This is a genomic window from Clostridia bacterium (genome assembly GCA_026414765.1).
In the GTDB taxonomy this organism is placed as follows: Bacteria; Bacillota; Clostridia; order Acetivibrionales; family DSM-27016; genus SKW86.
Genome location: JAOAIJ010000036.1, coordinates 57,225 through 76,506 on the forward strand (window position 1 = coordinate 57,225; position 19,282 = coordinate 76,506).

Annotated in this window: 15 protein-coding genes; 8 read left to right on the top strand and 7 right to left on the bottom strand. The window is 38.2% G+C overall.

Annotation, left to right across the window (positions count from 1 at the left end; genetic code table 11):
- Positions 1–100: 100 nt before the first annotated feature.
- A complete protein-coding gene (locus tag N3I35_13430; protein MCX8131085.1) occupies positions 101–1,384 on the bottom strand; it encodes a D-alanyl-D-alanine carboxypeptidase in 1,284 nt (427 codons plus the stop codon).
- A gap of 237 nt (positions 1,385–1,621) precedes the next feature.
- Between N3I35_13430 and N3I35_13435 the strand changes: the two genes are divergently transcribed.
- Positions 1,622–2,389, top strand: a complete 768-nt coding sequence (locus N3I35_13435) for a helix-hairpin-helix domain-containing protein (protein MCX8131086.1) — start codon at positions 1,622–1,624, stop codon at positions 2,387–2,389.
- An 87-nt stretch (positions 2,390–2,476) separates the two neighbouring features.
- Positions 2,477–3,463, top strand: a complete 987-nt coding sequence (locus tag N3I35_13440; GenBank protein ID MCX8131087.1) for a GerMN domain-containing protein — start codon at positions 2,477–2,479, stop codon at positions 3,461–3,463.
- Between the two features lie 32 nt (positions 3,464–3,495).
- Here N3I35_13440 and N3I35_13445 read toward each other — a convergent pair whose 3' ends face one another.
- Positions 3,496–3,648, bottom strand: coding sequence for a hypothetical protein (locus N3I35_13445; GenBank protein MCX8131088.1), 153 nt, complete (start codon positions 3,646–3,648; stop codon positions 3,496–3,498).
- A gap of 508 nt (positions 3,649–4,156) precedes the next feature.
- On the opposite strand from N3I35_13445, the gene thrS reads away from it, so the two are divergent.
- Positions 4,157–6,097: a threonine--tRNA ligase gene (gene thrS, locus N3I35_13450; GenBank protein MCX8131089.1), complete on the top strand. Its 1,941-nt coding sequence runs from the start codon at positions 4,157–4,159 to the stop codon at positions 6,095–6,097.
- Positions 6,098–6,224: 127 nt separating this feature from the next.
- On the opposite strand, the gene N3I35_13455 is transcribed toward thrS, so the two are convergent.
- Together N3I35_13455 and N3I35_13460 are read right to left on the bottom strand one after the other, a co-directional pair.
- Positions 6,225–7,388, bottom strand: coding sequence for a DUF116 domain-containing protein (locus N3I35_13455; GenBank protein MCX8131090.1), 1,164 nt, complete (start codon positions 7,386–7,388; stop codon positions 6,225–6,227).
- A 120-nt stretch (positions 7,389–7,508) separates the two neighbouring features.
- Positions 7,509–8,561 carry an AI-2E family transporter gene (locus tag N3I35_13460; protein MCX8131091.1) on the bottom strand — a complete coding sequence of 351 codons (1,053 nt, stop codon included), beginning with the start codon at positions 8,559–8,561 and terminating at the stop codon, positions 7,509–7,511.
- A 156-nt stretch (positions 8,562–8,717) separates the two neighbouring features.
- On the opposite strand from N3I35_13460, the gene N3I35_13465 reads away from it, so the two are divergent.
- From N3I35_13465 to N3I35_13480, 4 genes are all read left to right on the top strand, one after another.
- Positions 8,718–9,872 (top strand): MFS transporter, encoded by a 1,155-nt coding sequence (locus tag N3I35_13465; GenBank protein ID MCX8131092.1) that lies wholly within the window; start codon positions 8,718–8,720, stop codon positions 9,870–9,872.
- Positions 9,873–9,919: 47 nt separating this feature from the next.
- Positions 9,920–10,369, top strand: coding sequence for a transcriptional repressor (locus tag N3I35_13470; protein MCX8131093.1), 450 nt, complete (start codon positions 9,920–9,922; stop codon positions 10,367–10,369).
- A 131-nt stretch (positions 10,370–10,500) separates the two neighbouring features.
- The gene (gene htpG, locus N3I35_13475; GenBank protein MCX8131094.1) at positions 10,501–12,363 is read left to right on the top strand and encodes a molecular chaperone HtpG; all 1,863 of its coding nucleotides are present in this window, start codon (positions 10,501–10,503) and stop codon (positions 12,361–12,363) included.
- Positions 12,364–12,571: 208 nt separating this feature from the next.
- A complete protein-coding gene (locus N3I35_13480) occupies positions 12,572–14,371 on the top strand; it encodes a hypothetical protein (protein ID MCX8131095.1) in 1,800 nt (599 codons plus the stop codon).
- A gap of 71 nt (positions 14,372–14,442) precedes the next feature.
- On the opposite strand, the gene N3I35_13485 is transcribed toward N3I35_13480, so the two are convergent.
- Positions 14,443–16,101: an AMP-binding protein gene (locus N3I35_13485; protein MCX8131096.1), complete on the bottom strand. Its 1,659-nt coding sequence runs from the start codon at positions 16,099–16,101 to the stop codon at positions 14,443–14,445.
- A 35-nt stretch (positions 16,102–16,136) separates the two neighbouring features.
- The gene (locus N3I35_13490) at positions 16,137–16,691 is read right to left on the bottom strand and encodes an XRE family transcriptional regulator (GenBank protein MCX8131097.1); all 555 of its coding nucleotides are present in this window, start codon (positions 16,689–16,691) and stop codon (positions 16,137–16,139) included.
- Between the two features lie 318 nt (positions 16,692–17,009).
- On the opposite strand from N3I35_13490, the gene N3I35_13495 reads away from it, so the two are divergent.
- The gene (locus tag N3I35_13495; protein ID MCX8131098.1) at positions 17,010–18,254 is read left to right on the top strand and encodes a methyl-accepting chemotaxis protein; all 1,245 of its coding nucleotides are present in this window, start codon (positions 17,010–17,012) and stop codon (positions 18,252–18,254) included.
- An 18-nt stretch (positions 18,255–18,272) separates the two neighbouring features.
- On the opposite strand, the gene N3I35_13500 is transcribed toward N3I35_13495, so the two are convergent.
- On the bottom strand, positions 18,273–19,172 hold the full coding sequence (locus N3I35_13500) for a LysR family transcriptional regulator (GenBank protein MCX8131099.1): 900 nt from the start codon (positions 19,170–19,172) through the stop codon (positions 18,273–18,275).
- Between the last annotated feature and the right edge of the window lie 110 nt (positions 19,173–19,282).

Here is a 19,282-nt window from a genome sequence, read left to right on the forward strand (position 1 = left end):
AATGGGCTAAAATTTGCCAAAAAATATATTTTATATAAAAAAATGCACGAGCAGTCAGTGAGCTGCTTGTGCAATATGATCATATAGTACTTTTCCTTCATCAGCTCCTATATCTTCGCAGCCTTGAAGCTCTTGATATCTTCTTCAGAACAATTCTCAGTATTATGAATGATACTAGTGTGATTACAATTCCGATGATTATTCTTTTAAGCAGCGGGCTGCTTATAAAAGCTTTAACATCATCCCGTACCTCTGCTTTGAAACTTTTCTCTACATTTCTGGACGCAATGATGTTAATTTTTCCGAGGGGTATGCCCTGTCGTTTGTACTCTATATATCCCATTATGTCACCTTTTTTTACAGGTGCTTTAACATCAGTCATGGTGAATTTTACGTTTTCTTCAATGTTATGCAGGTTTTCATCATTGGGCAGTAAGGCAGAAAGACTGTCTGAAGTAATCAGTTCAAGGTATCCGTCGTCCTTTGCATCAGTAACTGTAATCTTCTTAACCTGCTCATCAGCTTTTGCAAATTGCTGAATAGAAAAATTTTTGAAGCCATATTCCAGGAGCTTTTCCGAAAGACTGTATACATTTGTAGCTGAAGCTATGCTTTTTACGCCGAAAACAATTGCAACCAACTCCACGCCTTCCTTATTCTTTGCTGAAGATACAAGATTATGGCCTGCTTTGCTGGTATATCCCGTTTTTATACCAGTTATTTCGGAAAATAAATCTGATTTATAGTAAAAAAGTTTGTTTGTAGTATATAGAGTATCCCATTTACTGTGCTTGTTTGTAGGGGTCATGTCGTACTTGGATTTTGCTACAATCCTCTTGAAGTCCTTGTTTTTCATTGCATACAGTGAAATCTTGGCCATATCGCTTACTGTTGTATAATGGTTGTCATCATGCATACCGTTAGTATTAACATAGTGAGTGTTGACAGCACCAATTTCACCGGCTTTTTTGTTCATCATTTCTACAAAATCCTCAGTACTGCCTGCAATGTTTTCTGCAATAATATTAGCTGTTTCATTTGCGGACTTTATAAGGAGAGCGTGTAGAAGATCTTCCAAAGTAAGCTTTTCACCTTCCATGATTCCAATATTCATTCCACCTTTACCCGGATCAATGGCTTTTTTACTTGCGGTCATGACCTGATCCAGCTTTCCGGTTTCAAGAGCAAGGATAGCTGTCATTATTTTGGTTGTACTTGCGGGATACAATTTCTGGTTGGAATCCTTTTCATAGAGAACCTGACCTGAATTAAGATCTAAAAGCATATAAGAAGGAGCGGCAATATCAAGAGTTTCCGCATGGGAAACAGGAATATTCAGGATTATGAACAGAATCATAGTAATTAATGAAAGAAATTTTTTCATTTAAGCCTCCGGAAAAGTAAATTTGCTTTCAATTTTATCCCTTGTACAGGTGCCTCAGTTTCAGTGTAATAATTGTTTGCAATTTGGCAAATAAAAGTATACCAGAAAAGTCACTAAAAATGTACTAATAATTTAAAATATTTTTAGTAAAAAAAAGGAAAATGTAAACTTTTATAGAAAATATTCAATGACATAAAATGCGATATTATAACAAAATATTACATGGGAGGTAATAAGATGCAGTTGGAGTTATTTGGCAAACAAGTATATATAAGAAAAGAGATTGTGATAGCCGTATCATTTGCATTAATCATGATAATCTGCATAGCAGGTTATATACTCAAGGAAAAGGGTGGGCAGGTAGTCATAGACAGAAAAACGGAGCCGGAGGATAGCGGAAAAACGGCAGCTGTCCATGTGAAAGATATCATAAATGGGCATAATGAGGATCCCTTACCTGCTGCTACAGAAGAAATAAAAATTTATATTCTGGGATGTGTAAAAAATGCAGGAGTTGTAACTCTTAAAAAGGGCCAAATCATTGATGATGCTATTAAAGCGGCAGGTGGAGCCACTAAGGAGGCAGATCTGGAAAATGTCAATCTTGCTTATATACTAAATGAGAATACAATGCTAAAGATATTATCAAAAAAGGAAAGACAATTTATACATAATAGTCTCAATAATACCCTGGAGCATTCCGGAAATAAATCTCCGGAAGAAGGGATGCAAGGGGTTCGAATAATTAAGGATAGGGGTGAAGCAGTAGCCGGTGATATTGCAGATGCAGAGAATTCAGTGGAACAAAAAGGTAAGATCAATATTAATACAGCCACAGTAAGTGAATTGGATACTTTACCTGGAGTGGGAGAAAAAACTGCAAATGATATTATCGCATATAGAGAAAAAAATGGCAGGTTCAAAAAGATTGAGGATATTATGAATGTGCCACGGATAGGAGAGAGCAGGTTTAGTCAAATGAGGGAACTAATAACGGTCGGGTAGAGTCTAACTACTGTACTTTATGTAGTACAATGGTTTAAAAAGTGGTATAATTAATTATCACCCTAAGAGAGGAGGTTTGCCGGCTTTATGTGTTTCTGCCGGCAAATAAAAATGAAAAGATCTGTTTCCATAGTAATTGCCGTAATTTTAGTGACAGCTATATTGGCAGGCTGTGGTTCTACTTCAGTCAATAAGACAAACGGTAAGGAATCAAGCAATACTTCAACTGTGGATAAACAAAAGGATAAAGCAATTTTTACACTCTATTTTGCAAATGAAGACAACAGTGCATTACCTTCGGAGAAGCAGGAATTGGAATTAATAGATGATAACAGGATTAAAACAGCTGTTGAAGCTTTACTTAAGGGACCGAAAAACGCTGGTCTGAGGAAAACCATACCTGATGGCACGAAGCTTCTTAACTCATATTTGAAAGACGGATTAGCTGTTGTGGATTTTTCAGGGGAATATTCAAGTGCAAATGATATTGCAGAAATCGTAGAAAGGATTTCTGTTGTCAATACTCTTACTGAGATTGAGGGGGTAAATAAAGTCAAAATCCTTGTCGAGGGAAAAGACTTGATAGGTCCCAGTGGTGAGCCTTTCGGAGAACTTGGAAGAATAGCTCTGGATGAGCAGGGAAGGCCTGTACCTGGCGAAATAAAGAAGCTGGTCCTGTATTTCGGAAACAATAATTCAGACGCCCTTATCGTTGAAGACAGGGAGGTTGCAGTAAACAAAGGGGATAGTATTGAAAAGGTAATAATTGATGAACTGATAAGGGGATCAGAAAATAAAGAATTATCTTCCCCGATTCCAGAAGGAACAAGGCTTTTATCGGTTAATACTACTGATGGAATATGCACTGTTAACTTCTCAGGAGAGATTATAGAAAAGCACCCGGGAGGTTCGGCGGGTGAATTGATAACACTGTATTCTGTAGTAAACTCGCTTACTGAATTGGATTGGGTAAAAAAAGTTCAATTTCTTATTGAAGGTACACAGAGAGAGGCTTTTATACACCTTGAACTGGATCATCCGTTGGAGAGGGATGAAAGCATCATACAGAAATAGTTACAAGGCCGGTGATAAACTCACCGGCTTATTTATTTACCCGCCATAACGGGAAGTATGAAGAATGATGAAATTATGTAGCCGATGAAAACCAGTGTACATGGAAGTATAAACGCAAGAAAAAAGAAATTCCGCTTTCTTCTATGCCTTGTCCTTCTGAATTTTTCAACTCTTTTCACTCTCATGAATCTTCTCCTTGGTAATTGGTAATATTTAACATTATACCATGTTCTGTATTCAAATATTATTACCTGGAAATATGGAAACGATTCGTATTACTGGAAAAATTAAATTATAGTTTATAATTGACAATAAATTTTTCTCTATATATAATTAAGAAAGCAAAATTAAGTAATTTGACAATGATGAGAAGAGTAAACCGTAATATTTTTTTAGAGAGAAAGCATCTTGGATTTTATCTGGAATCCATGGCTGAAATTGCTTTTATAGAATACCGGTTGAAGACCACCTCTGAGTCAAAACGGTGATGACGTTATAATCGAATGAGTGAAGGATACTGCGGCATAAAGCATTATTCCGGATAAATAGGGTGGAACCACGTGAGTATGACTCTCGTCCCTTGCATGTTGTATATGCAAGGAACGGGAGTTTTTTATTAATCTGGAAAGGCCGTGGACAAACAAAGTGATAGAGCTACATTTGTTCTAATGTTTATATAAGGAGGAGACAGAAATGATTAGTATTACATTGAAAGACGGCAGTTTAAAAGAGTACAACGAAGGTATCAGTATTAAGGAAATTGCTGAAAGTATCAGTGCAGGACTTGCGCGGGTTGCGCTTGCTGGTGAAGTAGACGGGATAGTCAGGGATTTGTCATTTAAGCTTGAAAAAGACTGCAAGCTGAGTTTGCTCACATTTGAAAATGACGGTGGAAAACATGCCTACAGGCATACAACATCACATATACTGGCACAGGCAGTAAAGAGACTGTATCCTGAAGCAAAGCTTGCTATAGGCCCGTCTATTGAAAACGGTTTTTACTATGATTTTGATCTTGATAAAACTTTCTCGCCTGAAGGGCTTGAAAAGATAGAAAAGGAAATGGATAAGATTATTAAAGAAGATCTGCCTATAGAAAGATTTACCCTTTCAAGGGAAGAAGCCATAAAATTTATGGAAGAAAAAGCAGAGCCGTACAAAGTTGAATTAATAAAAGATCTTGCCGAAGGGGAAGAAATCTCCTTCTATAAGCAGGGTGAATTTGTAGACCTCTGTGCAGGTCCCCATCTTCCTTCTACCGGAAAAGTAAAAGCTGTAAAGCTGACACAGGTTGCAGGTGCATACTGGAGGGGAAGCGAAAAGAACAAGATGCTTCAGAGAATATACGGCACATCATTTCCGAAGAGAAGTGAACTGGATGAGTACCTCGCAAAGATCGAGGAAGCAAAAAAGAGGGATCATAACAAACTTGGACGTGAACTGGAATTATTTACAACCGTGGACTATATAGGTCAGGGGTTACCTATAATTATGCCTAAAGGTGCAAAAGTCATACAACTGTTGCAGCGCTTTGTTGAGGATGAAGAAGAACGTCGCGGCTATATGCTGACAAAAACCCCTTTTATGGCAAAAAGTGATCTGTATAAGATATCCGGGCATTGGCAGCACTATCGTGAAGGTATGTTCATAATGGGGGATGAAAATGATGAAAGCTCGGAAGTTTTTGCACTAAGGCCAATGACATGTCCGTTTCAATTCCAGGTTTATCTTGCAAGACTGAGAAGCTATAGAGAGCTGCCTATGAGATTTAATGAAACATCAACTCTTTTTAGAAATGAATCATCGGGAGAGATGCATGGACTTATAAGAGTAAGGCAGTTTACCATTTCCGAAGGTCATATAGCATGTATGCCTGAACAGCTTGAGCAGGAATTTGCAGGTTGTGTTGATCTGGCAAATTATCTGCTTAAAACTATAGGGCTTGATGAGGATGTCTCTTACCGTTTTTCAAAATGGGATCCAAACAATAAAGAAAAATATATCGGAACAACTGAGCAGTGGGAAGAAGTACAGGACAGGATGAGACAGATTCTGGATCACCTCAGGATACCATATAAGGAAGAAGAAGGGGAAGCAGCTTTTTATGGCCCCAAACTGGATATTCAGATAAAGAATGTTCATGGCAAGGAAGATACTCTAATAACAGTTCAGATAGATTTTCAGTTGGCTGAAAAGTTCGGTATGCAGTTTATCGATAGAGACGGACAGAAAAAGTACCCCTATGTAATTCACAGAACATCGATCGGCTGCTATGAGAGAACTCTTGCACTGCTTATAGAAAAGTATGCAGGAGCATTCCCGACCTGGCTGTCACCTGTACAGGTCAAGGTACTGCCTTTGATAGAAAAGCATCACGAGTATGCGCGTGAAATTGAGGAATTGCTTAACTCACACGGATTAAGGGTAGAAGTAGATATGAGAAATGAAAAAATTGGATACAAAATAAGAGAAGCACAGATGGAAAAGGTCCCTTATATGCTGGTTATAGGCGATAAGGAGATGGAAAACAGGGCAGTAGCTGTAAGGTCAAGAAAAGAAGGGGACCTTGGTTCTATGCCTGTTAATGATTTTGTATCAAAGATAACTGAAGATGTAAGAACAAAAGCAAAGTAAAGTTTTCTTAAGACAGGGTGTCTCAAAAATAATATTGAGGCACCCTGTCTTATTCTTTTATCAATTTTTAGGTGTTATGAATATTGTTTTTCGTAGCTAAAACAGAAATATTAAGCTGAAGTGAAAGTTAATTTTCAATTCCCATTATTTTTATAAACTGATTCATATTTATATCTGTTACCAGACCTTTATTATGCCAATGCTTCTTACAGCCACAATAATCCAGCAGTACACATTGAGCAGGTAACCCTAATTTTTTTGCTTTCCATCCGCCGGATATCAGATTCAGAATACATGCAATACCCACAATCCCAACAGTTTCATTGGCCATATCATTATTTGAATCTTCTGAAAAAGCAGATGACTCATGGGTGATGATAAAAACTCCAAAGCCGTTATCCTGCCCCAGTTTTGTCAATTGACTGACTTTGCATGAAGGTGTACATAAAACACACCCCAGTCCTTTGGAGCATTTCTGGGCAGGACACTGTCCTTCAGGCTTTATGCACATGCAGGAAGGGAGTAGCACAGCTTTGAACCGGGTCTTAAGAAATTCCTGGCGGTTTGTCCTATTCATAATTTCTGCACCTATCATATTCAGATGGTATTCGACCCTACGCCTTCCACTGAATATTATGTCTTCGCGCCAATAGTGGGAAGGGCGGACATGGTTCAGGAAATATTCTACATTCGGAGTGTATTTACCAAGGCGCTCGCTGCTGATTATCTCAAACCATGCAGCCAGAGTGATGGAAGTTGCCAAATAATCTGATGAAATGTCATGGGGTTGATTATTTAAGAACTGCTGCCAAAGCTTGAGTCTTGATACTTCCTGATTGAATTCACCTGTAGCTTCAAGCCAGTTAATCAGCTTATCGAAATGCGCGATATCGGGTTCAAGTACAAACAGATTATCATCCAGATCAGGCGATAAAAAGAGCGTTGCAAAAATTCCTCTTAAAAAATCGGCACCAGGTTTAAGATATCCACCACGCTGCCTTAATTCCGACAGACCCTTCAAAAGCTGCCGGGGGTTATCCTCCAGTCCAAAAGCATCTCCGCTGTACACCTGCCAGAGAGTACCCAGCATCAGAAATTCAAACAAATATTCATCTGTTGAGGATGCAGTTTCGGTATTACTGTCAAGGATGTAATTATAATAAGTATCAATCACTGAGGAAGCCAGTTTGTAACCTTCTATAAGAAATTCATCAGTGAATACTGCAATATCATGATAATAGCAATCGGAATTATTATCATCCGAAAGAGAGTAAGTGACAGCACATTTCATAGATGTCCCCCCTGAAAATTACTGGTTTGTTTTAGCCAGCTCGACAGTTTATTTCCTCTTCAACATGTATGCCACAAAAATGAGGCAGTATACCTGCACAGGTTAATTACGTAACATTAACTAGTCTGTATCCTTGTATTTGTTGTCTGGACCGTTGTTTACATCCAGTAAATCGAGAACAAACATGAATATTGGTAGCCCGATTATCAATCCCCATACACCGAAAAAGTGCTCGGAGAAAATTAATACCAGGAATGTGTAGAATACGGGGAGTTCAGTCTTGGAAGACATAAGCTTCGGATTGAGGAAATAGCTTTCCAATCCATGAAGTACAGCTATCATGACTAATATATAGATTATATTCATTATGCCTTCTCTCGGATCAGAACCGATATTGTAGGCAATCAAAGACAAGGGTACAAGGGATATGAGTACACCGGCTACCGGGATCAAGCCCAGTATGAATATCATAACACCAAGTGCAAGCAACTGAGGGAATCCCATTATCCACAAGGCTATTACGGAAAGAACGCCGTTGATCAGCGCTATCAGTATCTGCGCTTCTATTACTTTGCCGAAGGAGTTCATGAACTTCCTTCCGAAATAGGCAACTTCATCATAGACAGGGGCAATCTTACTTGTTTTGAACTTGGAAGTAAACCGCATTATTCTGTTTTTTTCAAGCAGGAAAAACAAGCTGAGGATGAAGGATATCAATATGTTGAAGCCCCACCTGCTTATATTTGATGCAGATTTGAAAAGGAAATCGGCACCTTTATTAAAATATCCGATTATGTCGGCTTCTTCTATCAGGCTTATTATATATTTTTCTATAGGACTCTCATGTTCCTTCTGGTAGAATTTTACGACCTCATTAATTGCAGACTGAACCTGATTGAAAATAACTGGTATGTATTTGTATAAAGCCAGGGCAACAATGCAGGCCATCGTCAGATATAATAAAACTATCATTATTTTTTGCTTTATGAGTACAAAATTTCTTAACTTTTTGATAAGGAAATTTTGCAGACTATACATCAGAAATGTAAAAATAAATGTAAGGAGAAGTAGGTTGAGCATATCCCTCATTAAATACAGGATAAAGGCTAATACAGAGAGGATGAGTACCCTTCTGGTGATGTCTTTCTGAAAGAGTTCTTTAATAAAATTCATAAGTTAATGACCCCACTTTAAAATAGAAATTATAAAAATTATATCGAAAATGTACAGCTTTAGCAATAAAAAGGGATAACAAATGGATTTCATTGCTGTATTATGTTATTAGTGTTATAATTACATGGACTTAAGAATCAATATCAGGGGTATGTTATGAGAAATAGATATATTACATATATTTGTTATGCACTTATATTTTTGTTTGCTATGTTCCTGGTAGGAACAAGCCCTTTGCTCACTGAGATATCCAAAACTTTCAACCTGACTCCTTCCCAGTCAGGAACTGTTTTCTCTTATAATTTTATAGGATTCGTTGTTTTTGTTCTTATTGGAGGAATTGCCTCAGACAGATTCGGTAAAAAGATTGTCTTGAATTTATCACTTGTAGGTTTTTCCATAACCTTGTTCGTATTTCCTTTATCGGGGAATTTTTATGTTGCATGTGTTGTCATGCTGCTATTAGGTGGTTTTGGAGGCCTAATGGAAAGTGTGGTCTGTGCTCTTGTGGCTGACATGAACACTGAGAATACAAGCTTTTATATGAATCTTCTTCAGGTTTTCTTCGGATTGGGCGCTTTGGCTGGACCTGTTATCATAAGCATACTGATATCCAATGGAATAACCTGGCAGATCAGTTACTATATTTTCGGGATATTGTCCATAATACTTACGGTGATGTCTATATCTGCAAAGTTTACGCAGATGGATTCTGAAGAAAGATTGAACTTCAAGAGTGTAAAAGCTGTACTTACCAGCAAAAAGGTAATTCTGGCAGGTTTATGCATGCTGTTTTATACAGGCTCAGAAGTTGGAAGCTGGGGGTGGATGGCAACATATCTCAAAAAGAACATGGATTTTTCTGCGTTAAGATCCAGCATAGCAGTGGGGGTGTTCTGGATGGCTATGGCACTGGGGCGTTTGGCCTGCGGTCCTGTAATTTTAAAATTTGGAGCCAGAAAGATAGTTGTGTGGCTGGCGACATCTTCAGCCTTCATAGTATTTTTATCAGGTATAATCCGGAGTGAGTTATTAATATGGATAATTATAGTGTTGATGGGGTTTGCGTTTTCCAGTCAATGGGCTTTAATTGCTTCTTACGGCAGCGAAGAATATAAGGAACTATCGGGTACTGCATATTCCTTATTTTTAGCCAGCGGTGGGGCAGGTGGCGCTTTGATACCATACATAATGGGTGTCGTAAGTGAAGAAACAGATATGCGGATTGCAATGATGAGCCCAGCAATTTTGTTGCTGGCCATAGCAGTTATCTTTATATATTTTAAAAGATTGGAACCATTGAAAAAATAGGTATATTAAAGTAGAATAAAGCTATAAAAGCTTAAAGGGTGTTTTTAATGACAATAAACTCAAGTAGTGGAAGTTGTGAAAATTCCAATAAAAAAAATTTACTGGCAAGGCAAGGGTGTAAAAATACTAAATCAAGAAAGATTATAGTGGATGCTCTTGAAAAAGCTGATAAGCCAATTTCAGCCGATGATATATACTTGCGGATTAAAGAAGAGGGAAATTCAGTTAACCTGTCAACTGTGTACAGAACCTTGGATCTTATGGAAAGCAAAAATCTGGTAACTAAAATACATATGGGAGACGGGAAAGCAAGGTATGGGTTGACAGGTGACGGACACAAGCACCACCTGATCTGCACAAATTGTCATAAATCTGTTCCTATAGATACCTGCCCATTAGAGACGCTTCAGAAGGATGTAGGATCAAAAACCAGATTTGATATCACAGGACATAAGCTCGAACTATATGGAATTTGTCCCGAATGTAAAAATGATTAGATACTAAGAAACACATTGTTAGCACTCTCGTATAGAGAGTGCTAAATTTATCTTGACAACCTTTTTTTGTAAGTTGTAATATATATTATAGCAATTAGTAATAATCAATTGATTTAAAGGAGGTTTTAAGAATGACTCGCGAAAGCGGCAATATTTCCATTCATACAGAGAATATATTCCCTATAATCAAAAAATGGCTGTATTCAGAGAAAGATATTTTTATCCGTGAACTGGTTTCCAATGCCAGTGACGCCATAAGTAAGCTAAAAAAACTTTCATCTATCGGTGAAGCCGAGATCAGCAATGATGAAAAATATCTTATAAAGGTAGCAGTCGATAAAGATAACAAGACCATCAAAATTATAGATAATGGTATTGGTATGACTGAGGAGGAAGTTAAGAAATATATCAATCAAATTGCCTTCTCAGGGGCAAAGGACTTTTTGGAAAAGTATAAGGATAAAACTGATGAGGGGCAGATTATAGGACATTTTGGGCTAGGGTTCTATTCAGCTTTCATGGTGGCTGAGAAGGTTCAGATTGACACTAAGTCCTTCCAAAATGGGGCAAGTGCAGTAAAATGGCTTAGTTCCGGGGGGACTGAATTTGAGATGGATGCATCTGACAGGCTTGAGAGAGGAACAACCATTACTCTTCATATGGCTGAAGACAGTCTTGAATTCCTGGATGAATTCAAGATGAGAGAAATATTGACCAAGTATTTTTCATTCCTTCCATATGAGCTCTATATTGAAGATAAAGCTAAAGAAAAACAAGACGATAAAGAAAAGGAAGAACCAAAACCTTTAAACGACACAAATCCTTTATGGTTGAAAAACCCCAAGGATTGTACCGAGGAAGAGTACAAAGAGTTTTATAGAAAGGTATTTCACGATTTTAACGATCCTTTGTTCTGGATACATCTGAATATGGACTATCCTTTCAATCTCAAGGGAATTTTATATTTTCCAAAGCTGAAGCATGAGTTTGAAACAATGGAAGGCCAGATTAAGCTCTTCTATAATCAGGTTTTTGTAGCAGACAATATTAAAGAGGTAATACCCGAATTCCTTATGCTGCTGAAGGGTGCATTGGATTGTCCTGACCTTCCGTTGAATGTATCAAGAAGCTTCCTGCAAAATGACGGATATGTATCAAAGATTTCTTCTCACATAACAAAGAAGGTTGCAGATAAGCTTACCAATCTTTTTGAGAATGAAAGAGATAACTACAATAAATACTGGGATGATATAAATCCATTTGTCAAATACGGGTGCTTAAGAGAAGAAAAATTCTTTGACAGGGTTAAGGATATAGTAGTTTACAAAACAACAAACGGTGAGATTGTTACTTTAAAAGATTACCTTGAACGTAACAAATCCAAGCACGAAAATAAGGTGTTCTACGTAACTGATGAAAAGCAGCAGGCACAGTATATAAAGCTGTTTAGGGAGCACGAAATGGAAGCAATCTTACTGTCATCAATGATAGACAGCCACTTTATCAGTTTCCTTGAGTCGAAGGAAAGTAGTGTTAAATTCAGCCGCATTGATTCGGATTTGTCTGATAATCTTAAAGAATCAGAAGAAAATGGTGATGCAGCTGAAAAGGAGAGCCTTGAAAAACTGTTCAAGGAGGCACTTGGAAATGATAATCTAAAAGTACAGGTAGAAGGACTGAAAGCAGCTTCTATTCCAGGTATGATTCTTTTATCCGAACAATCAAGAAGAATGCAGGAAATGAGCAGAATGTTCGGTGGAATGGATATGAGCCATATGTTCCCTAAGGAAGAAACCCTTGTACTAAATAGAAACAACAGCCTGATAAAATCATTGATTACACTTAAGGAAGCGGAAGACAGGAAGGAAGATGTGAAGCTTATTTGCGAACAGGTTCATGATCTTGCGATGATGAGCCATAAGCAGTTGGATGCGGATGCTATGACAAAATTTATTGAAAGAAGCAACAGGCTATTGGAAAAACTCGCACAGTAAAATTTTAATGCTGAGAAGACTGACCATTATTTGGTTTCAGTCTTCTTTTTTTGCAGGAAATAAATAAAAAGCTCAATCTATCGATAATAGTGTAATACAAAAGGGGTTATAGTTGAGGAAATACTGAATCAATTGACAAAATATGGAAGAAAAAGTATAATTATATTAACGTTGCAACGATGTATTAATTTCTAACAGGAGGTATTTTATGAAAAGATTACTGTCAATATTAGTAATTTTATGTTTGGTTTTTTCCAGCCTTATCCCTGTTTTTGCGAGTCAAAGCCTGCCGGAAATCCAGGACAGATATCTCTGGTCTGTTGCAGTAAATAACAGTGGTCTGTTTGTTGCAGTAGGGGATTATGGGGCAATAAGGACAACTTTGGACGGTAGTCAATGGACTACGGTTCAATCTACCACAAATATTACGCTGAATGCTGTCGCAACTAATGGACAGGCTTTTGTTGCAGTAGGTGAGACGGGAACTATTGTAAATTCTCCCAACGGCTCTACCTGGAGCACGGTTATGACCAACAAGAAATTCACATTCAATACTGTTGAGTGGAATGGTCAGAAGTATGTAGCAGCAGGTACCGGCGGTACAGTTGCAGTTTCTGTAGATGGGATTAAATGGAGTCTGCCGACACCTCAGACAACCGGATTGCTTGGTGCCAATATCAACAGCATAGAGTGGAATGGTTCACTGTTTGTAGCAGCTGCAGACAATGGAAGAGTGTATACATCAGCAAATGGAACAAACTGGGCTGCTGTTACTATGCCAGCCAGTGTTCCCAATTATGTAGATATCAGAAGTGTAGTATGGGCACAAAACATGTTTGTTGCGGTTGGAACCAGAGGTACCGTCATAAAATCAACTAACGGACAAAGCTGGAATCTAATCCCACAGGGAAGTACTTTGAACTTTAACAATATAGTATGGAACGGAAATTCATTTATAGTTGCCGGGAGCCGTGGAACAATTCTTACATCTCCAAACGCATCTACTTGGACAGAGATTTACAGGGAAGGTACTTATGATCTGAGAAGCACTGCAGTTCGCAGTAATGTAGCTGTTTCAGTGGGTGAAGCAGGTCATATTGCTGTACTTCGTGATACTGGTATAACCAGAGAATATACTCCTAGGGGCAGCGGGAGACAATTTATGGGAGTTGACAGTGATGGTTTGGCATATGTCGCTGTAGGAACTCATGGAGTTATAAGAGTTTCTATAGATGGGGGAAGTTCATGGGTGGAAATGAACAATCCAGCTAAAACCGATAATATTGATCTTTATGATGTAGTATATGCAAACGGTGTCTTTGTGGCCGTAGGTGAAAACGGGAAGATCTACATATCAAAGGATCATGGTTTGACTTGGATCGAGGTACCCAGCGGAACTTATAACAACTTAAACGGTGTAAGTTACGTAAATGGCAGGTTTATTGCAACGGGTGACAATGGAACGCTGCTAACATCAACAGATGGAGTAAACTGGACACTATCGACTTTAACACCTCCAGCAAATCTTAATAAAGCTACAAGTGACGGAAGTGTTTATGTAGTTGTTGGTGATAACGGAAGCATTTACAGATCCATAGACGGAGTAAACTGGACGCTAGTTTCATCTCCTGACAAGACTTATGATCTGAACAGCGTTACATGGACAGGCAGAGAGTTTGTGGCAGTGGGTTCAGGAGGTACTATACTCAGATCTCCAGATGGAGTAACATGGACTCCTGCTCCTAAGGTTGCCGATTATAGTACAAATCTGCTTGATGTTGCTGCAGGGCCAAATGGCTTGATAGCTGGCGGTAAGGGTGGATGTATTCTCACTTACAACTATACAACAGGCATGTGGGAAAAGGCTACCTCCCCAACGGGAGCGAATGTAAATGATGTAATGTATAAGGATGGCAAATATATCGCAGTAGGCTGCCATGAGACAGTTGCAAGATCGACTGACGGAGTGAATTGGGAGCTTATCAGGTATGTGGGACAGCTGCCATAAGCTGACTTAAAGTCAAGAGCCTGATTACAAAATAAAAGGGAACACAGTATTTTACTGTATTCCCTTTATTATTACTTTTTGTCGTGTTCTCTTATTTCTACTCTGCGGATTTTTCCGCTTATGGTTTTTGGTAATTCTGTTACGAATTCTATTATTCTTGGGTATTTATATGGAGCCGTTACTCTTTTTACATGTTCCTGCAGCTCGGTCTTCAGTTCATCGCTGGCTGTATAATTTTTAGCCAATACAACTGTTGCTTTTACAATCTGGCCTCTGTCCGGATCAGGAACTGCAGTGATTGCACATTCTAATACTGCAGGATGCTCAAGTAACGCGCTTTCAACTTCAAAAGGCCCTATTCTGTAGCCTGAGCTCTTGATAACATCGTCCGCTCTTCCTACGAACCAATAATAACCATCTTCATCACGCCATGCCATGTCTCCTGTATAGTATATGCCGTCATGCCACACCTTACTTGTAAGCTTTTCATCCCTGTAGTAGCCCCCAAATATACCAACAGGCATTCTTTCTGATGTTCTGATTACTATTTGTCCTTCCTCACCTGCGTCGCATGAGTTACCGTTTTCATCAACCAGGTCTATTGCATAACCTGGCGATGGTTTACCCATAGAACCTGGTTTTGGCTCCATCCATGGGAAAGTACCCAGTGCAACTGTACACTCGGTTTGTCCATAACCTTCCATTAGTTTAAGACCTGTAGCCTTAAGAAACTGACTATATACTTCGGGATTTAGCGGTTCCCCGGCGACAGCGCAGTATTTGAGCTTGCTTAAATCATACTTGGTCAGGTCCTCTTTGATAAAGAATCTATATATTGTAGGCGGAGCACAGAAAGAAGTGACACCATGCTTTGCTATCACACTCAGCATTTCTTTAGGTACAAATTTGCTGTGGTCATATACAAACACAGCGCAACCGGAAAGCCACTGCCCGTATATTTTTCCCCATACTGCTTTTGCCCAGCCCGTATCAGCTACGGTAAGGTGCAATCCATCATCCTTGACATTCTGCCAGTATTTAGCTGTGAGAATATGTCCTAAAGGATATGAGAAATTATGCTGAACCATTTTTGGCATTCCTGTAGTGCCTGAAGTAAAGTAAAGCAGCATCATATCATCATTCTTTGTCGCTTCATCCCCCTGAGGTCTTGAGAAATTATCAGATGCGGCTTCAAGCTCCTTGCTAAAATCGAACCAGCCGTCCTTGCTTCCGCCGACAAGAGCTTTTACTTTTAGTGACGGCGATTTTTCAATTGAGTCTTCTATATGTCCAATAACTTCCGGATCTGCTACTGATACAATCATCTTAATATCTGCTGCATTATTTCTGTATGCTATATCCTTTTGTGTAAGCATATGTGTAGCAGGGATAGTTACTGCTCCGAGCTTATGAAGGGCAAGTATACAGAACCAGAACTCATAGCGCCTTTTAAGAATCAACATTACGGGATCACCTTTTTTGATACCCGCTTTCTTGAAAAAGTTGGCAGCCTTGTCGCTGTAATGCTTTAACTGTCCAAATGTAAATGTAGCTTCATTACCCTTTTCGTCGCACCAGACAATTGCAACCTTATCAGGTGTTTTTAATGCTATTTCATCAACTACATCAAAAGCAAAATTGAAATTTTCGGGAACCTTTATTTCAAAATTTTTTACAAAGTCTTCATATGAATCATAGTCTACGCGTGATACGTATTTTTCCAGTAACATTATATTAACCCTCCTAAATCACTATATAAATCCCATTAGAATATTATTGCCAGGAACTTGGCTTGTTTTCCGTCCAATGCCTTCATTCCGTGCTTCGCTGAAGAATCAAAGAATAAAGAATCGCCTTCATTCAGTACTATTTCATGACCATTAATAACAACCTTCAGAATTCCTTCCAATACATAGTTGAATTCCTGACCCGGATGAGTATTATAATGAACAGCCTCGCTTTCGGGATTTGGATCAACGGTTACCAAAAATGGTTCAGCCTTTTTATGAATAAAGTTATAAGCCAGACTTTGGTATATATACTGCTGACTTCTTTCGACACTTACACCTTTTCCTTTTCTGACAAGGGAATATGTATGAAGCTTTGGTCCTTCTCCGGTCAGGATAGCTGTGAGTTCTACATTAAACTTATTGGCAACTTCATATAGGAAACTGACAGGTATATCTACATTTCCGCTTTCATAATCCTGATAGGTTTCCTTAGAGATATTAAACTCCTGTGCCAAGCTCTCAAGTGACATGTTGGAAATTTCACGAAGCTCTTTGATTCTCGCAGCTATCAGCTTGATTTGATCTGACATAAAACCACCCTTTCATTATGATATCAATAAATTAACAGCTGTTTTTCACTGAAAAAAAGCATAAAATCCCATATTGATTAATTAATAATTATAATAGCATAGTATACCCCTAAAATAAAGGATAGAATGGAAGTATACAAAAAAGGTAGAAAAACGTAAAAAAAATTAATGATTATTAATTTTTACATTATGACATATTTTAGTCTCTTATAGCACAAAAATTCCAATATATTGTTGAACGGATACATTAGTTATGTTAAGATTAATCTAAATTAATAATTTACTATTCTTTTACCAAAAAAATAGGAGATGAGTAGTGTGTCTATAGCTCAAAGGATTTACCTTAGGATATTTGCTTTTATTGTCTTGTTTGTCGTCGGAAATATACTTAGTTCACGTTTTGGGGTACCAATTGTTGTTGTTTCTATTGCATTTGCGATTATTGTAGCTGTAATGGGTATAATGGAAGCAAGACATATTTTAACTCCTATAAAAAAGATTATTCAGATACTGGATAATACTTCAAGTTTTAATCTTACCCATGACTCTACTTATAACAAAATAAAAAGTAGAAAAGACGAAACAGGCGCTATTGCAAAGTCAGTTTCATCAATGAGAGGTTCCTTGAGGGATATTATTGAACTGCTTGTACAGTCCTCAAACAGCATAGCAAATAACGCTGTTACCGTTGAAGAAATGACCGAACAATTAAAGCAGAGAATAGAAGAAACAGCTATAACAACCGAACAGTTATCATCAAGTATGGAAGAGACGGCTGCAACTGCACAGGAAATAAATGCTACTGCACAGGAAATCGAGACTGCGGTCAATTCAATAGCCACAAGGGCAGGAGATGGGGCACTAGAGGCAAAGGATATAATGGAAAGAGCGGTAAAACTTAAGGAAGAAGCAGTAGATGCAAGTAAAAATGCCGATAATATCTATACTACCATGAAGCAGCAGCTTCAATCTGCTATAGAGCAGTCGCAGGAAGTTTCGAAAGTTGAAATGCTGGCACAGGCAATATTGCAGATTACCGGTCAAACCAACCTCCTTGCACTAAATGCAGCCATTGAGGCAGCGAGAGCCGGGGAAGCGGGAAAAGGGTTTGCAGTGGTCGCTGAAGAAATCAGAAAACTTGCAGAACAATCCTCAAAAACTGCATCAACTATTAAGAATATTATAAAGCCTGTTACAACATCGGTTGTGAATCTGTCGCAAAGTTCAAGTGAATTACTTGAATTTATAGATAAGGATGTAAATGCGGATTACCAGAAACTCATTGCAACTGCCGAACAGTATGCTAATGATGCAGAGAAATTTAATGGCCTTATGACCGATTTCAGTGCTACAGCTCAACAGCTCAACAGTTCAATTACAGGGGTCGTAAGTGCAATTCACGAGGTAAGCGCTACTTCTAATCAGGGAGCAGAGGGTATAGCAGAAATAAACAGGCAGACGGACGCCATAGAAGAAAAGATAAATGACGTTAAGCTCAGCACTGAAAAGAACATTTACAGTGCACAAAAGCTTAAGGAATTGGTTCAGAAGTTCAAACTTTAAAAATAGCAGCCTCCACGACTAAGTCAAGGAGGCTGTTTTGTTTTTTATTATGCTGATGAATTCTGCTGCAGCGTGGGAAAGAGGCATGTCCTTCATAGTTGCAATTCCAAGATTTCTTTCAGGCAGGTCTATATCAGTTTTAACTTGAAACAATTCTTTATTCCTTATGGATTCTTCAGCACTTTCTTTTAGCACATGAGCTATACCCAATCCGATTTTTGCAAATTCAACAAGCAAATCAATACTTTCCAGTTCGAGCTCGGGTGTCGGGTTTATTCCATATCTGCCTAGAACGGAATCAAGATTGCGGCGGGTTGCACTATCTTTTTCAAGCATCAGAAGAGGATAACCGGCTAAATCCCGTATGCCTACTTTTTTATTTTTAAGTTGTGAAAATTTGTTGCAGGCAACAAAAATATCCTGTACCGGAATGAAATCATCTACTGATATGCTTTGATCTGTGACGGGGAGAGTAACTATACCAACATCAATTATTCCTTTTTTAAGCGTGCTGAGTATTTGGGAAGATGTTCTGTTAATTACCTGAATCTTTACTTTGGGGTACAGCCTGCTGTAATTTTCAAGATGAGGTATCAGAAAGTACTTGCATATTGTATCTCCGACGCCGATTCTGATTTCCCCGGCACTCATGTTTTGTATTTCTGATAGTTTGGATTCAGCAATCTTTATAAAATTGAAGGCTTGTTCGATATGCTTGAAAAGAAGCTCGCCTTCCCGTGTCAATTTCACACTGCGTGTCTTACGGTGAAAAAGCGGGCTTCCCAATTTCTCTTCCAGATTCTTTATTGATTGGCTGACAGCAGATTGTGATATGAAAAGCTGCTCTGCTGCGGTAGAAAAACTGCCGTATTTGCCTGCATAATAAAAGATTTTGTATAGTTCGAAATTTATATCCATAAGCACACCTTATTATTAATATTAATAATATTAATTTTACTTATTCATTATATAATATTATAATGTTAATAAACAAGAAAAACTCTGCTTATGTTAAACAAATTTAATAT

Excerpts from the sequence above, each read along its gene's own strand:
- N3I35_13430 (MCX8131085.1), bottom strand. The coding sequence starts at position 1,384 with ATGAAAAAATTTCTTTCATTAATTACTATGATTCTGTTCATAATCCTG.
- N3I35_13435 (MCX8131086.1), top strand. The coding sequence starts at position 1,622 with ATGCAGTTGGAGTTATTTGGCAAACAAGTATATATAAGAAAAGAGATT.
- N3I35_13440 (MCX8131087.1), top strand. The coding sequence starts at position 2,477 with ATGTGTTTCTGCCGGCAAATAAAAATGAAAAGATCTGTTTCCATAGTA.
- N3I35_13445 (MCX8131088.1), bottom strand. The coding sequence starts at position 3,648 with ATGAGAGTGAAAAGAGTTGAAAAATTCAGAAGGACAAGGCATAGAAGA.
- thrS (MCX8131089.1), top strand. The coding sequence starts at position 4,157 with ATGATTAGTATTACATTGAAAGACGGCAGTTTAAAAGAGTACAACGAA.
- N3I35_13455 (MCX8131090.1), bottom strand. The coding sequence starts at position 7,388 with ATGAAATGTGCTGTCACTTACTCTCTTTCGGATGATAATAATTCCGAT.
- N3I35_13460 (MCX8131091.1), bottom strand. The coding sequence starts at position 8,561 with ATGAATTTTATTAAAGAACTCTTTCAGAAAGACATCACCAGAAGGGTA.
- N3I35_13465 (MCX8131092.1), top strand. The coding sequence starts at position 8,718 with ATGAGAAATAGATATATTACATATATTTGTTATGCACTTATATTTTTG.
- N3I35_13470 (MCX8131093.1), top strand. The coding sequence starts at position 9,920 with ATGACAATAAACTCAAGTAGTGGAAGTTGTGAAAATTCCAATAAAAAA.
- htpG (MCX8131094.1), top strand. The coding sequence starts at position 10,501 with ATGACTCGCGAAAGCGGCAATATTTCCATTCATACAGAGAATATATTC.
- N3I35_13480 (MCX8131095.1), top strand. The coding sequence starts at position 12,572 with ATGAAAAGATTACTGTCAATATTAGTAATTTTATGTTTGGTTTTTTCC.
- N3I35_13485 (MCX8131096.1), bottom strand. The coding sequence starts at position 16,101 with ATGTTACTGGAAAAATACGTATCACGCGTAGACTATGATTCATATGAA.
- N3I35_13490 (MCX8131097.1), bottom strand. The coding sequence starts at position 16,691 with ATGTCAGATCAAATCAAGCTGATAGCTGCGAGAATCAAAGAGCTTCGT.
- N3I35_13500 (MCX8131099.1), bottom strand. The coding sequence starts at position 19,172 with ATGGATATAAATTTCGAACTATACAAAATCTTTTATTATGCAGGCAAA.